The organism is Sphingomonas sp. (assembly GCF_039594485.1).
Lineage (GTDB): Bacteria > Pseudomonadota > Alphaproteobacteria > Sphingomonadales > Sphingomonadaceae > Sphingomonas.
Genome location: NZ_JBCNNI010000030.1, coordinates 34,691 through 49,997, shown reverse-complemented (window position 1 = coordinate 49,997; position 15,307 = coordinate 34,691). Strand labels below are relative to the sequence as shown.

Genomic DNA, 15,307 nt, shown 5'->3' with positions numbered 1-15,307 from the left:
CTTCGCTGGCAATTTCACGTTGGAGGATCTGGGCTTCATCTTCGTTCCTTCGTCACTGCGACGAAGCCCAGATCCTCCTCAACTCACAACCTCAAATCTGTGCCAGTGGTGCTGACGGGGGACACTGACCTGATGCAGGGTTCGGCCGCTTATAGCGGTAAGTACGCGAGCATCCTCGACGGGTATGCGGTTACACCATCGCAGATCGAGCGAGACGTTTTTTATATCGCTGAACGTGACGGCACCTTGTGCGGATTTTACAGTCTAACCCTCGATGGTGAACCCGAACTAGACCTGATGTTCGTAGCGGATGGCGTTCAGGGTAGCGGCTTAGGGTCTATGTTGTTCCGGCACATGATGGCGGAAGCGAGGCTGCGGGGTATCGTCTCGATCACGATCGTTTCTCATCCTCCCTCTGTCGGCTTCTATGAGGCGATGGGCGCGGCCGTCGTTGGCACAAAACCACCGACAATCAAGGCGACGTGGAGCCGTCCGATCCTGTCGCTAGCGATCTAGCCACATTTCCCGATATCCGATCTCATTGGGAAACCCCTGACCGTCTAGCTGGCTGTACCCATCCGGGAACGCAGCAGCCATACGTCTCTCAACCACCGCTCATCGACCGCGCACACCTTTGGCGTTCGACCGGCGAGAAGGCTTTCGTCAGGCGTACTTCCTGCCCGTCGATGAGCTGCTTGCCGGCCGGATAGTAGGTGATGATGCGCTCACTGGCGCCATCGCGGACTCGAACACCCCAAGCCGTTCGCGAAACTCCCATTGTGCCACTCAACTTCGCCAGCCTGACCATGCCGTCGCGTAGGCCGGCTGCGTAGGCGGGACTGTCGGGTTGCACCCCGGCGAACACGCCACCGCCTTTCCCGGTAGCCACGCGATCATATCCAAGGTCGAACTCCGGCAGTCGCGCTCGTGCGATCGTGGCGCAGCCGGCGAAGAGGTCTTCCGGCAAGACGATCGTATCCCCCGCGTCGATGTATTTCGCGAGCATCGGCCGCATGTCGAAGCCGACGGCATCGGCGGCCGTTAGCAGATTTGCGATCACGGGCGCTGCCTGCCAGCGGTCCCTCATCGCAAGCATGATGCTATCCAGCCCCCGCTTCCCCGAGCTATGCAAGGCATGGTCGAGCACGAACGCGAAAAGTTGCCCGCGATCGTAGGCGAGCTGGCTCACGTCTTGATCCGACCATGCTCCCTTCGCAGCCTGAGCATTGGTGTAGTTGCGCGCCTTCGACGTTGCCAGGCGGGTCATCACCTCGTTCAGGTTTTCGGTGAACTGCTCGATCGTCCATAGGCCCGAACGCAGCAACGTCCTTCCCGTATAGAAATCGGTGAACCCTTCGCTGAACCAGTAGACCGATGCCTCACCATCCGTGTCAGGCATTACTCCGACGCGGCGCGGTATCCAGTTGTGCATGTGTTCATGCGCGATATTTCGCTCGAGGACGCGCATTTCGGTATCCGGCGAAGCATATTGCACGAAGCCGTGATTGCGACCCGTTCCCCCCGACGAGCTAAATCCCAGGGAGGGAGCCAGTGCGATCATCGTCACGGTGTAGTTGCCGGTCATGTCGCCCCAGAACCTGCGTTCGGCATCGACAGTCCGCGCTACGCGATCGGCATAGGCATCGAGACTCCATACGAACGAGCCGTGACTGACGAAGCGAAGCGTGCCGCCACTGATTGGACGGGTCCGTATCGCAACACCTCGCCCGGCGATGTAGCTGCTGCCGATCACGTCAGCGACGGTAGAGGATCGGGCATCCTCGCTCGCGGCCGTCGCCCACCCGGCCGGCCAGCCCTTCCAGCGCACAGTTGCTGGCGCGGCATCATGACCCTTGAGGCCGACGATGAACTGATCGCCCATGCCGGTAAACCAGTCCGGTCGGATCATCGGACCGTCCGTCAGGATGGAATCCTTCGCATTCGGCTCATGGTCATAGGCGCTGGCTACGATGTAGCGAAGCGTCAGGCTTCGGCCTGGCGTACCTACGACCTTGCGCTCTGTCGGCGAGATCGTCGTGATCGATCCACCGATCACTGTGATGGGTGACAGGTATCGATAAAGCTTGTCGGTGCCGCCCCATTCCGCAGGCAGCTCAAGAAATGCGTTGCCGGTTGCACCGATCGGCAACGAAACTTCGACCACGACACCGGCCAGATTACCGGCATCGAGTTTCGGAGAGATCGTATAGACAAGAGGGGCGGTGGGAGGTGCCGCCTGGGCGCTGACGCCTGTGCCCAACGCGCCCAGCAAGGCGGCCCCAAGAATAACTGAAACCACCTTGAACATGGTCGTCCTCCGGCCGCTCTGCATCCGATTTGCCCCCGCTACGGTGAGCCTGTCGTTACACATCATCGCGAACGGCGTCATCGAGCAACGTGAACGGCCCGACCCCTTCTCAAAGCTGCGCCAGCGGCTAGTTTCGAGAAGGCTTTGCAATTCCCATTTCCCGATCGATTCCAAAAACGTCCCGGCCGTCGCGCTGGCTATTCCCAATCGAGAAAGTACCTCCTTTCCCAAGCCCGGCGACCGGCTAGAATATGAAAGGCAGATTTGTGGTGACGTGTAAAAGAAGAGCAGGCCACAGACTGCCGCTCCGCTCTCGTAATTGCGCGAACACAAGGCCCATTGGCAGGGTGAAGCCGATTTGAGCCAACGCGGCTCCGTCTAGCGGGAGCCGATGCAATTGGATGTGATGCAAGCTGAAAGCGATTGTCGAAATCCAGATCGCCGGTCTAGCCGAGTTCGCCCATAAGCGACGCGCTCGTTCGAAGATCATGCCCCGGAACAACAGCTCCTCGCCGATTGGACCGAAGACGATGAATGCCAAGATCGCTGGCCAGCCTCGGGCATAAGTCGGCCAATATCCCATCGCGAAGGCGACGGCCACGGATGCCGACAGCCATAAACTCAGCCAGAGCGCCGAAAGTTTGATAATAAATCTTCGATTGGGTGGGCTGAACTGCGGCCAACGCAGCGCTGTGTGCGAGCCTAAACAGACATATAGGCCGAGCATAACGATGCAGGAGGGGATGGCGGCCGACGCGATCCATCCGGCATCAGAATGAACGCTGACCAGCGCCACCCCCGCCCAGCGATTCACTGTCGTCGTCAGGAACAGCGATACCAGCAGCAGGATTACGAGGGTGACTTTATCAGAGCCGGTAAAAGGCTTGGCACTGGTGGCTATCGGCATGACACGGAGCGTCCGGGTTTCAGTCGGCACGGTCAAGGTGCCTCTCAGGACGCTCTCGGCCAAGTTTCGAGAACCGAACTCCCATCCCGAAATTCGATCCTTGTGAGAAAGGTTGGATCATCTACGGCCATCCCCGAAAGCGAGCGATCCTCCGTCTCGGCAGTCAGATCGTCAAGCATCAGGCGCTCGTAGAAGCCGCCATATCCGCCATCGGGATCGACAAGGTGGATTTCCAATATCCAGTGCCGAACGGAGCCGTTACCGTCTGGTTCACGCAGGCGGTCGGGGTTTTCCGGGCTGATGTGATTGAGTTGCTTCGCACCCGGCAGACGCGCGTGCGGAAACTCCGCGACGATGTGCCCGGCGATATGACCGCCGAACCGCCATCCCGCTTCTTCGGCGGACTGGCAGGCGAAGGCATATAGGGCATCGCCGGTGATATCAGGGTCGGATAGGAACCGGGCGCGCACGAGGTCGAACTGGCGGGGCAACTCGCGACATAGCGCCTGTTTCCGTGCGTCGCTTCCGATCGCATAGGTGCGCCCGACGTCGGCCTCCCATTCCTCGAACACCGGCCCGAGATCGAGAAAGACCACATCGTCCTCGGCGATGACCCGGATGGGCGGATTGTCTCTCGCGGTCGCCAGCGTGTTCGCGCCTGCCCGAACGATGCGCTTGTGCCAGTGCTTCTCGACGCCAAACTCGCGCTCTGCCAGCGCGAGAATGTCGCGCTCCACCTCCCGCTCGGTCCTTCCGGCCTGAAGATATCCCTCTGCCTCGATACGATCGAGCAGGGCCAGCGCGCGGTTTTCCGCGTCGACCAATTGCTGTCGCCGGATGGCTTCTTCGGATCGCGTATCTTGCATCAGGACATCGTCGCCTCATGGTTCCTGGTGATCCTATAGGCCATGTCTACACCGCGATCATCATATATGGCGGAATATCGACACCGACTTGGCGCATGGCAGTCGGCGCAGGATGGCGATAGGATGCGGATACGGATGCCGCCGGCATCTATCGCATCAAAGGGCATAACGTGAAGATCAGCGCACGCAATCAGATCTCCGGCACGATCGTCTCGATCACGCCTGGCGCCGTCAACGGCTCGATCAAGGTCGATATCGGAGGCGGCAACATCGTCACCGCAAACATCACCGAGGAAGCCATTGCCGAGCTCGGGCTGGCGACCGGCGAGACGGTCACCGTCATCATCAAGGCCAGCGACGTGATGATCGGTAAGTAACGTGAAGCTCGGCCCCCTATGGCTCAAGATCCAGATCGCTTGCGGCGATGCGCTGGCGATGGGCCCGGGCAAAGCCGCCCTTCTGGAGGCGATCATCGCCGAAGGTTCGATCAGCGGTGCAGGCCGTGCGCTCGGCATGAGCTATCGCCGCGCCTGGCTACTGGTCGACGAGATGAACCGCTGCTTCGATCCGGTTTTGGTTGAGACACTGAAGGGCGGCGGTCGGGAGCGCGGTGCGAAGGTCAGCGCGACCGGCCTCGCGGTTCTTGAAGCCTATCGCGAGATGGAACGCGAGGCAGCAGCCATTGCCGAACGCCCCGCCTATGCGCGCCTGCGCGAACACCTCCGCACTGAGCCGATCCCAACTGATTGAACGCGACTGGATCGAACGCCAGCGGCAACTCTCTATATACGGTCAGATATACACTCGATATACGCCCAAACATAATGCGGCCTCAGGGACCGCAAACAGGGGTGTTATCAATGTCGAAGCGGTTCGCAGTGTTTCTCTGCGCCACAGCCATGCCTGCGTTCAGCGCTCCCACACTCGCTCAGACTGCCACGACGGAGGTGCCGCCATCAGTTTCAGATGACGCGGCTGACGCTGGCCTCCCCGAAGCCATCGTCACAGCGCGACGCCGGGCGGAGGACGCGCAGCGCGTGCCCGCAGCGCTGTCGGTGGTAGGCGGTGACCCCATCGACCAGAGCTACACCGTCAACACGCAAGCGCTGACGACGCTGATCCCGACCCTGAACTATAGCTCGGCCAACCCGCGCAACACCGCCTTCACAATCCGGGGTCTGGGGTCGAGCGTCGTCGCAGTCAGCCAGGCCAATGATGGGCTGGAGCCGGGCGTCGGCTTCTACGTCGATCAGGTCTATCACGCGCGTCCCGCGACCGCCGCGTTCGACTTTGCCGACATCGAGCAGGTCGAGGAACTGCGCGGACCGCAGGGCACGCTGTTCGGCAAGAACACGACCGCGGGCGCGCTCAATATCACGACCCGTGCACCGTCCTTCACCCGCGAGGGCTTCGCCGAACTGTCCTACGGCGACTATAACTTCGTGCAGGCCAAGGGCTGGGCATCGGGGCCGATCACCGACACCATCGCCTATCGCATCTCGGGCGTGTCGACGCGGCGCGACGGCGTGCTCGACAATGTCCGCACCGGCCGCGCCGCCAACACAATCGGCACGCAGGCGGTGCGTGGGCAGTTGCTGTTCAAGCCCGACGATGCGATCCAGATGCGCGTCATCGCCGACTTCACCAACTTCCAGGCCTATTGCTGCGGGCAGGTGTATCTGCGCACCGGCACCAGCTTGCGCGCCGCCAACCGCCAGTTCGGTGGGCCGAACGGTCTGGCCGCGCAGTTCGGCTACGCTCCCCCCAGCACCAACGTCTACGATCGCAAGACCGATATCGACGGGCCGCTCGGTGTCGACACCAACGAGGGCGGCGTCAGCGCGATTACCGACTGGAATCTGGGGCCGGTCACGCTGACCTCGGTCAGCGCGTGGCGCTTCTGGAACTGGGATGCGGAGAACGATCGCGACTATACGGGCTTGCCCGTCCAGCTCTCGCAGCACATCCCGTCGCGACAGGACCAGTATAGCCAGGAACTACGCCTCGCCTCGAACGGCACCGGACCGCTGTCCTATGTCGTCGGCCTCTACGGCTTCCGCCAGCGACTGACCGGGCGGCCGATCAGCATCTATGGTCCGGCTGCTGCCCGCTATCTGATCGGGACGAGCGTCACGACCGGCACGGGCGCCAATGCCGTGGTGACGCCGGTGCCGTCCAACCTGCTCGACGGGTACGGGCAGGACGGGCGCACCGACTTCCGCAGCCTCAGCTACGCCGCGTTCGGCGAGGTCAATTACCGCTTCCTCGACCGCCTGACCGCAACGATCGGCCTCCGTTACACGCAGGAGGAGAAGGACGGCTATTACACCACCACCGTGTCGGGCGGTCTGGCAACGACCAACACCGCGCTCATTAATGCCCGTCTCGGCGTGCTGCGCCCGCAGGCTTACGAGGCACATGACAGCGATGGGAGCCTGTCAGGACGCGGCAACCTGGTGTGGCAGGTGACCGACACGACGATGGCCTATGCGAGCTATGCACGCGGCTTCAAATCGGGCGGGATCAACATGTCGGGCCTGCCGCTCGACAGCAACAACCGGCCGGTGCTGGCGACGGCCGTGGTGCGGCCCGAGCGCAACGAAACCTATGAGATCGGTGTCAAGAACAGGCTGTTCGACAACCGCCTGATCTTCAACCTCGACGCCTTCTACACCAAGGTCCGCGACTTCCAGGCAACCGTCGTCGAGAACTCGCTGACCCAGACGGTGCAGTTGCGCGGCTACCTTTCGAACATCCCGGAAGTGACGGTGAAGGGGATCGAGGCGGACGTGACCGCGCTGATCCTGCCGGGTCTGAGCGCACGCACCAGCTTCGCCTATTCCGACGGCGAATACACCAACTACCCCGCCGGTCCGTGCCCGCTGGAGGTGCAGACCGCCGCCACGACACGGTGCAGCCTGACCGGTCGTCGCCTCGCGTCGTTGCCGCGCTTCGCGATCACCGCCGGGCTGGATTATCAGCGGCCCGTGGGTGACGGACAGGTCTTCGTCCATGTCGACACCGCCTCACGCAGCGGCTTCAACGGCGACCCCAGCCTGTCGCGCTTCACCTATATTCGCGGCTACAACCTGACCAATGCCAATATCGGCTATCGCTTCGCCGATGGGCTGGAGCTGATCGTCTGGGCACGCAACCTGCTCGACGCCGATTACATCCAGAACCTGACGATCCAGGCGGGCAATTCGGGCCTGATCGTGGGCACGCCGAGCGACCCGCGTACCATCGGCGGGACGATCCGCTTCCGCATGTGATCAATCCCAATCCCTGCGGCAGCGCCGTCATTTGCTGCCGCAGGGATCGTCGGGATAGGCGAAGGCGGGATTTTCGATGAAGCCGCGATCGGTCAGCGCCTCCAGGTAGGCAAGCACGCGGCCCGTATCGGCAGCATCCAGCATGACCGGGTGGCGGGCGATGGCGTCACGCAGCGTGCGCGCGGACCCGTCGTGAAACCATGGACCGGTCACGGCGACGTTGCGCAGGGGCGGCGTACGAAAGCGTCCTTCGTCCTCTGCCCGGCCTGTCGCCTCTGCCAGCCCGCGATCCGCCTTGTTGACCGGCAGAATCGCGTGGAAGCGCCCATCGGAGAAATGGGGACCGGAATGACAGGAGGCGCAGGTTCGGTCGAACACCGCCTTGCCGGCACTGGCTTGCGGTGACAGCGCGCCGCGATCGGCGGGCGTGTCGAACGACACCAGGCTCCGCTCGAAGCTCGCCAGCGCCATCGCAACGCTGGTCATGTCGATCCGTCCCCGACGGTCCGGGAAGGCGGCGCGGAACTGGCGGCGGTAGCAGGCGTCACGCGACAGGCGGCGAGGGATTTCCTGCTCGCTGCCGTGCATCCCCATCTCGACCGGCGTGAGACCGGAGATCGGAATCATCGCCTGCGCCTCCAGCGTCGTTACGCGCGGGTCGGCCGACGTCAGGCTAGCGAACCAGGCGACATTGGCGAGACCCGGCACGTTGCGACGTCCGGGATCGCCGTGGACACCAGGCCGGGTCGGGTTGCCGTCCGCGAAGGCATGCTTCTGCTCATGGCAACTTGCGCACGACATCGTGCCGTCGATCGACAGGTCCGCGTCGTAAAACAGCCGACGGCCGAGGGCGACCTTGGCGACCGACATCGGATTGTCGGCAGGTACGATCGGCGCGACGAATCCAGGCGGCAGCGGCCACCCCCACGGGGCGGCGAGTGCGGCGGTCATGATCAGCGCCGCGAGCGCCAGCGCCGCGCGTCCGATCACGCTGGCAGCTTCGCCACCATCAGCGGCAGATCGGCGGTGCCGTTGCCGGCGACCTGAAGGACGTATCGCCCCGCAGCCAAATCGAAATCGACCATCTTGCGGATGCCGGTGCACGCGGGGCCATGACCGTGCGCGACCGAAGTCGCGGGCTTGCCGTCCGCCAGCACATCGATCCACGCGCCCGAACCCAGCGCGATCCGATAGCGCCCGCGGGTCGCGACGGTGAAGGTGAACACACCCCCATAGCTGACCGATCCGCCCGGCTTCTCCGGCCGCACGACGTACTGCACGTCGCGCGTGGTCGGGAGGCGTGCCGTGACCGCCACGCCCGGTGTCAGCGTCGTTGCCCGCGCGAGCGTGCGACCCGCACCAAGCGGACGCGGTGAGGCCCAGCCCGACAATTCCGCAGGCGGCGCGGTCACGGAAGGACAGGCATCGTGCGCGGGCGCGGCCGCTTGCAACAGCGTGGCAGCGAACAGGGCATTGAACATCGGCGGCAACTCCTCCAACAGGTATATATCTGACCGTATATAGATGATCGAAGGACGATACAGCCGCCTCGATCGCAAAAAGGGGGACTATCGATGCGCCTTGCACTAACCGCAGCCATGTTGCTCACTCCATCGGCCATGCCGGCCTTCGCGCAGGATGCGCGCCCCGCGCAACAAGACGCGCAGGACAGCAGCTTCCGCCTCGGCGAGATCATCGTCACCGGTGCCCGCCCGCAAGGCGTCGAGATCGGCAGCGAGTCGATTGGCCAAGAGGCGATCTACACATTCGATCGGCAGTCGCTGGACGAGGCGGCGAGCCTGATCCCCGGCGTGACCGCCGGCAACAGCGGCGGGTCGCGCAACGAGCGCCTGCTATTCGTGCGCGGCTTCGACCGGTTCCAGGTGCCGGTGTCGATCGACGGCATTCGCGTCTATCTGCCCGCCGACAATCGCCTCGACTATGGCCGCTTCCTCACCCCCGACGTGGCGCAGCTTCAGGTGGCCAAGGGCTATGCGTCGGTGCTGGACGGTCCCGGCGCGATGGGCGGCGCGGTCAACCTCGTCACCCGCAAACCGACCAAGGCACTGGAGATCGAAGGCCGCGCCCAGGTCAATCTCGATCGCGGGGTGGATTATGCCGGCTACAATGCCTTCGGCCTGATCGGCACCCGGCAGGATCGCTGGTATGCGCAGGCAAGCTACGCGATCAACGATACCGGCCATTGGGATATGCCCGGCAGCTTCACGCCCACCGCGAACGAGAACGGAGGTGCGCGCGATTTCTCGGCGACGCGCGACTGGCGTGTGAACGTCAAGCTTGGCTTCACGCCGAACACGACCGACGAATATTCGCTGAGCTACACCCGGCAGGAGGGCGATAAGAACGCCCCCCTCCACATCACCGATCCGATCAGCACGCAGCGCAACTGGAGCTGGCCCTACTGGAACATCGAGAGCATCTACTTCCTCTCCACGACTGCGCTGGGCGACCGCGCGACGCTGCGCACACGCGTCTATCGCAACACCTTCGACAACCTGCTCAGCGCCTTTGACGATCGGACGCAGACTACCCAGAGCCGCGCGCGCGCCTTCAACAGCTATTACGAGGACGAGTCCTGGGGCGGCTCGGCCGAGTTGGCGCTTCGCCCGACCGACGCGGACCGGCTGTCGCTTGCCGTCCATTACCGCCGCGACCGGCATGACGAGTTTCAGCAGAGCTTTCCGAGCGGCTTTACCGAACCCCGCCAGCGCAGCGTCGAGGACACCTACAGCATCGCCGGCGAATATGCCCGCGATCTGACTTCGACCGTCGCGATGACGCTGGGCGCGAGCTACGACTGGCGCGACCTGTCGCGCGCGGAGGAATACGGCACACCGCCCACGGGCGGCGCGGCGCGTATCTTCAGCTATCCGCTGCGCAACGCCGATGCCTGGAACGCGCAGGGGCGCATCGAGTGGAAGCCGGTCGAGAGTAGCCGGCTCTACGCCAGCGTTTCGTCGCGTGCGCGCTTCCCGACGCTGTTCGAGCGGTTCTCGACGCAGTTCGGCACCGCCGCGTCGAACCCCGGTCTCAATGCCGAGCGTGCGACCAATTACGAACTGGGCGGCAGCCATGCGATCGGTGCGCTGACCGTCACCGGCGCGCTGTTCTACAGCGACATCACCGACGCGATCGTGGCGGTGCGTCCGGCCGGCTTCCCGGCCAACACGTCCCAGCGCCGCAATCTGGGTTCGGCCGACTATTATGGTGGTGAGATTGGGATCGTCGCACGAGTCGGGGCGACGCTCGACGTCGGCGCGAACTACACGCACATCAAGCGCGACTTCTCGATCGGCCCCCAGACCGGCGTCGTCATACCCGCATTCGAGCTGACCGACGTACCGTCCGACAAGGGGTTCGTCTATGCGAGCTGGCGTCCCTTCTCGCGTCTGGAGCTGACCCCCAGCGTCGAGTTCGCATCAAACCGCACCACCGTCACCACAGCATCGCCCCCGGTCTACTACCGCACCGGCAGCTATGTTCGTGCTGACATCCGGGCGGACTTTGCCCTCACGGAGCAACTGTCGATCGGCATCGGCGCGAGAAATCTGTTCGACGAATACTACACGCTGACGGACGGCTTCCCTGAGGCCGGTCGCAGCTTTTTTGCTGTCGTGCGGGCGCGATACTGACGTTGATGTGGTATAATGTGGCCTTCTCGATACCCGCGTTGGAGTAGGTTTCGAGAAGACTACCGCTTTCCTGAAACTCGATCCTTTTCGAGACGCTGGCGGGCACGCCATCCGGTCATCCCGTCTGCCGGCGGACATATTCGCCCAAGCCGCGCGCAACGAGCTCATCATCGGAAAGACGAGGGCCTCGCTTCAGGCGCTGATTGCCCAGTTTGCGGCGATCCAACTTCGGCCCAGGGGGGACGGGCGAGGGGGTCTTGAACATCCCGCCGGGCTGAGCGGTACGCGCGGGCTCGTGGTTGTTGCGCTTAGCGTGGTGCGGCTGCACCTGCTGGATGGCGTGTGCGAGCGCCAGTGCCGCGTCGAGGTGCTTGTTGTCGACCACCGGTGTCTGGTTCACCCGACGCATCTTGTCGAAGACGCGATAGGTCAGGGCCTCACCCTCGTGCTGGATCTCGAGGCGGCCGTCCGGGTACTCGCACACATCCTCCTTCTTGCGCGCGAGCCCCTGTGCGATCGGGGTCGGCTCTAGGATGAACATCGCCTTGTTGTAATGGAGGGTGAGGGCGCCGGTGACGGTGCGCTGCTCGCGCCAAACCATCTCCGCTTCGAGGTTCTCGTGCATGGCCAGCGGCCGATGCAGATCGCGCGGGTCGAAGGGCGCCTTGGCGAACCGCTGGTTGTGCTGCGCCATATAGGAGGGGAGGAAGGCGTTGGCTTCGTCGATGGTGTTGATGTGGTGGAGCCGCATCGCCTTGACGAGGCGGTCCTGCAACGTCGCGTTGGCCCGCTCGACGCGGCCCTTCGCCTGCGGCGAGTTTGCGCAGATCAGGTCGATGTTCAGGCGGTCCAGCGCACGCCCGAGATGGGTCATCCCGTCGCCGTTCGCCGAGGCCGTGTTGTTGCGGAACGCGCTGTGCTTGTCCGTATAGAAGGCGACCGGCTTGCCGTGCCGTTCGAGGTACGTCCGCGTCGCGCGCATGTAGGAGAAGGTGCTTTCGCTCTCGACCATCTCGAGGTGCATCAGCTCGCTCGTGGCGTCGTCGATGAACACCAGCAGCGTGCATTGCGGCCCGCGGTCCTCGAACCACCAGTGCTTCGAGCCGTCGACCTGGACCAGCTCACCGCGACAGTCGCGTCGGTAGCGGGGCTGATAGGGGCTGGGGCGCCTGGCGGCACGGTCTTTCCAAAGCCCGGCTTCCATCATGATCTGCCGCAGCGTTTCGCACGACAAGCCAAGGCCGTGGCGTTCGGCGAGATATTCGCGCGCGAGCGTCGGCCCGAAGTCGGCATAGTGTTCGCGGACGAGCGCGACCACCTCGGCGCGGAAGGCATCACTGTACCGCCGATTGCTCGGTCGCCCGCGTTTGCGCGAAACAAGGCCCGCAGCGCCTTCTTGTCGGAGGCGATCGACCAGCCGGTAGATTTGCCGCCGCTGGAGGCCCAGCAGCTCCATCGCGTCCGGGATCCGGATCTCGCCGCGGTCGAGCCGCATCAGCGTGTCGAACCGGGTGATCTCTGCAGCACTCATCGTCAGCACCGTCAGTGCCGCTTCTATCTAGTGGAGTAGTGTCATTTGTATCCGGCACCTACAGCACCTTAGATCGATAATATATCTTATGTAAATACATCCAGACTGCCTCCAGCCATCCCCCTTACCCCTCAACCGGCACCACGCCGAAGGGGCGGTTCAGGATCTCCAGCACCTCGGTCGCGGTGAAAATCCGGTTGCGGTTATAGCCCGCGCGCGCCCATGATGAAGGTGCCGAGCCGCTCTGTCCTACGTGTCAGACAGATAGGGATATGGGATTACAAGGGCTTGTCGCCCCCCGATCCGGGATCGTCCCACGCGCCGGACAAGGCATGACGGCCGTGTCCGGCACGTGGGACAGCCATATCCTGTTGATAAAAAACGGCGTTATCGTCGCTGCACCCGTGCGTACGGTGCATGACACCATATGCCCTCCGGGGCGTGCGTCCGACCGACCGCACGCGCTTGCCCGTGCGCCCGACCTGCGGCGGGAGAGGGCGGCAGACCATGGATCCCAACGGCAGGCCTCGACGCCCCGATGGCCCCCCTCACCGATCGGGGATCAGCCATGTCTCCGCCACCTGCTTGCCGCGTCCGCTGCCGCCCATGCCGGGCGGGCGGGTCCAAGCCAAGTCGAGCGTCCCCCCGGCGGTGGCCTCGCGCGGGATGGGGAGCGTCACCTGCATCGGGTTCGCGGTGCGGGCGAACTGGTCTTGCAGGACGATATGGCCGTTGGCGACCAGCCGCATCGGCAGCGTATAGTCCTCCCCCGCATAGGTGACGGTCAGCCGGTAGCGGCGATGCGGGTCGAGGCCGGCATAATGCAGCCGCAACGGGCTGTCATACAGCGTCTCGGCATAGTCGAGTTCGCCCGGCCACCAGCCATCCTCGGGCGTGCGGTCGGCGATGCCGTCGATCGCGGTGGTGAACATCTGCGGATCGGCCGCGAAGCCCGGTCCGCGCACCAGATGCGGCTCGGCATCGGGGCGGCCGAGATCGTCGTACAGCGCGCCTTCCGCGCGTCGGCTGCGATCGGGGATCGGCCAGCCCCTGGCCATCTGCGCGGTGATCCAGGCGCGGCCCGTCAGGTCGACATCGGCGCGGTCGAGATTGGCGCCGCGTTCGATGTTGGACGCGCCGAAGCGCTTCACGCTGAGTTGCAACCGCGCCTGCTGCCACAGCCGCTCGGCCAGCCTGTTCAGCCGGGCGAGCAGCGCCGCCACCTCCGGCCCGTCCCCGGTCGCCAGGATCGCCCGCGCCCGCCCGGCATCGGGAGCCGCCAGGGCAGCCGCCCGGCGCGCCCGCGCGGCGATGGTGCGGCGACGGACCAGCGCGTCATAGACCGCGCGGTAACGCAGCGCGTCGATCCGCCAGTCGGCAAAGGCGGCGGGCCGGATCGCGTCCGCCAGGCGCAGCGTCGCGTCGATCCGTGCGTTGCCCGCCGGATCGCCGACCCAATTGGCCTCCAGCGCGGGCGGAAGCGTCGCGGCCAAGGGATCGCCGATGAACATCCGGGCATAGTCGCGCGCAAAGGCCTTCGGATCGGTGCGCGGGTTCCAGCCCAGCTCGAACCAGAGGAACTGGTTGAAATCGTCGTTCACCCCTTCGGAATAGGTGATGAACCCGGAGGTCAGGGGCATGAAGCGCGCGAAGATATGCGTATAGGCGGCCGGGCGCGGATTGATCGGCTCGCGCCCCTCGGTCAGCGCGAATTCGGGCCACCAGCGCGGCACCGGGAATTGCGCGTGCATCGTGTGCGCGATGTCGGGATAGAGGATCAGCGGATAGCGCGCCGGGATCCGCGCGCGTTCGAGCGGCAGCGGATCGCGGGTCTGCGGGCCGACGAAGACGCCGGTCAGCCAGTCGGGGCGCTTGTCCAGTTCGTGATAGAACGCCTCGAACCCCGCCGCATCGAACCCTTGCGACGAGATATAGACGGGCGCCCCAGGGTTGCGCGCGCGGAGCAGGGCCGCCTGCTGCGCCACCAGCGGGAACAGGAGCGACGGCGATGTATGCCCCGGATCGCCGCCCGGCACATAGAGCGCATCGACATGGGGCAGATCGGCGAGCGTCCGCCGGAACGCCGCGAGCTCCGCCTCCACCGCGCCCGGTTTCTCATAATGGCCAAGTTCGGGATAATAGAGCGCGACGTCGAGCCCGAGCCGGTGGGTGATGGTCGCGATGCCGGCCAGCGTCTCGCGCGCGGGCGCGGGGAAGAGCGGCCCGGTCTCGTCATCGTCCGAGACGGGCGCGATCAACTGCACCCCGCTCGCGCCCCAGAGCGCGAAATCCTCGATCCGCCGCTGAAACATGGGCAGCGTCCAGGCGTCATAGCTGTTGTTCTTGGGGCGATAGCCGATCTGGGTCAGCCGCGTGGCATAAGCGGGCGACTGGCGGACCGGCCCTTTCAGCGAGAGGCGCGCCGTCCCCCCCGCGATGTCGAGATGGCGCAGCACCCAGCCCGCGCCATAGACCAGGCCGCGCGTCCCCGCGGCCGTGATGACGGTGACGGGGCCGACCCGCCGGACCTCGAAACCCTCGCGGCCCAGCGGCGCCGGGCGGCGCCATTGCCCCCGCCAGCGGGGCGGCAGCGCCCTGGCGACCGCATCCGGCGGAGCGATCACCAGCCGGACGGTCCCGCAATGCCGCACCCGCTCGGCCATCCGGCGGTGAAGCAGATCGGCCGCGACCTCGCCCCCGGCCCCGGCGGTGACGCAGGACGCCGCGAGCGCGGCTGCCGCCAGGATCATGCGGTGCTCCGGGGCGAAGG

General features: G+C 64.7%; 12 protein-coding genes. 5 read left to right on the top strand and 7 right to left on the bottom strand.

Features of this window, described 5'->3' with window-relative positions:
- Window positions 1–516: GNAT family N-acetyltransferase (locus ABDV78_RS14385; RefSeq protein ID WP_343528093.1), on the top strand; the 516-nt coding region annotated here is incomplete at its 5' end.
- Between the two features lie 88 nt (window positions 517–604).
- On the opposite strand, the gene ABDV78_RS14380 is transcribed toward ABDV78_RS14385, so the two are convergent.
- From ABDV78_RS14380 to ABDV78_RS14370, 3 genes are read right to left on the bottom strand one after another with little or no spacing between them, the layout of a single operon-like run.
- The gene (locus ABDV78_RS14380) at window positions 605–2,515 is read right to left on the bottom strand and encodes a hypothetical protein (RefSeq protein ID WP_343528092.1); all 1,911 of its coding nucleotides are present in this window, start codon (window positions 2,513–2,515) and stop codon (window positions 605–607) included.
- Between the two features lie 37 nt (window positions 2,516–2,552).
- Entirely contained in the window at window positions 2,553–3,215 is a 663-nt protein-coding gene (locus ABDV78_RS14375; RefSeq protein ID WP_343528091.1) for a CPBP family intramembrane glutamic endopeptidase, read from the bottom strand.
- A 44-nt stretch (window positions 3,216–3,259) separates the two neighbouring features.
- On the bottom strand, window positions 3,260–4,081 hold the full coding sequence (locus ABDV78_RS14370) for a M24 family metallopeptidase (RefSeq protein WP_343528090.1): 822 nt from the start codon (window positions 4,079–4,081) through the stop codon (window positions 3,260–3,262).
- A gap of 170 nt (window positions 4,082–4,251) precedes the next feature.
- Here ABDV78_RS14370 and ABDV78_RS14365 point away from each other — a divergent pair, with 170 nt between their 5' ends.
- From ABDV78_RS14365 to ABDV78_RS14355, 3 genes are all read left to right on the top strand, one after another.
- A complete protein-coding gene (locus ABDV78_RS14365; protein ID WP_343528089.1) occupies window positions 4,252–4,458 on the top strand; it encodes a TOBE domain-containing protein in 207 nt (68 codons plus the stop codon).
- Window position 4,459: 1 nt separating this feature from the next.
- The gene (locus ABDV78_RS14360; RefSeq protein WP_343528088.1) at window positions 4,460–4,831 is read left to right on the top strand and encodes a ModE family transcriptional regulator; all 372 of its coding nucleotides are present in this window, start codon (window positions 4,460–4,462) and stop codon (window positions 4,829–4,831) included.
- Between the two features lie 110 nt (window positions 4,832–4,941).
- Window positions 4,942–7,353 carry a TonB-dependent receptor gene (locus ABDV78_RS14355; protein WP_343528086.1) on the top strand — a complete coding sequence of 804 codons (2,412 nt, stop codon included), beginning with the start codon at window positions 4,942–4,944 and terminating at the stop codon, window positions 7,351–7,353.
- Between the two features lie 27 nt (window positions 7,354–7,380).
- Here ABDV78_RS14355 and ABDV78_RS14350 read toward each other — a convergent pair whose 3' ends face one another.
- Both ABDV78_RS14350 and ABDV78_RS14345 read right to left on the bottom strand, forming a co-directional pair.
- On the bottom strand, window positions 7,381–8,304 hold the full coding sequence (locus tag ABDV78_RS14350; protein WP_343528085.1) for a cytochrome c peroxidase: 924 nt from the start codon (window positions 8,302–8,304) through the stop codon (window positions 7,381–7,383).
- A gap of 35 nt (window positions 8,305–8,339) precedes the next feature.
- The gene (locus ABDV78_RS14345) at window positions 8,340–8,834 is read right to left on the bottom strand and encodes a homogentisate 1,2-dioxygenase (RefSeq protein WP_343528084.1); all 495 of its coding nucleotides are present in this window, start codon (window positions 8,832–8,834) and stop codon (window positions 8,340–8,342) included.
- Between the two features lie 117 nt (window positions 8,835–8,951).
- On the opposite strand from ABDV78_RS14345, the gene ABDV78_RS14340 reads away from it, so the two are divergent.
- Window positions 8,952–11,006 carry a TonB-dependent receptor gene (locus ABDV78_RS14340; RefSeq protein ID WP_343528083.1) on the top strand — a complete coding sequence of 685 codons (2,055 nt, stop codon included), beginning with the start codon at window positions 8,952–8,954 and terminating at the stop codon, window positions 11,004–11,006.
- A gap of 115 nt (window positions 11,007–11,121) precedes the next feature.
- On the opposite strand, the gene ABDV78_RS14335 is transcribed toward ABDV78_RS14340, so the two are convergent.
- Together ABDV78_RS14335 and ABDV78_RS14330 are read right to left on the bottom strand one after the other, a co-directional pair.
- Entirely contained in the window at window positions 11,122–12,537 is a 1,416-nt protein-coding gene (locus ABDV78_RS14335) for an ISNCY family transposase (protein WP_343528094.1), read from the bottom strand.
- 548 nt (window positions 12,538–13,085) lie between these two features.
- Complete coding sequence (locus tag ABDV78_RS14330) at window positions 13,086–15,287, bottom strand: hypothetical protein (protein ID WP_343528082.1); 2,202 nt, start codon at window positions 15,285–15,287, stop codon at window positions 13,086–13,088.
- Window positions 15,288–15,307 lie beyond the last annotated feature (20 nt).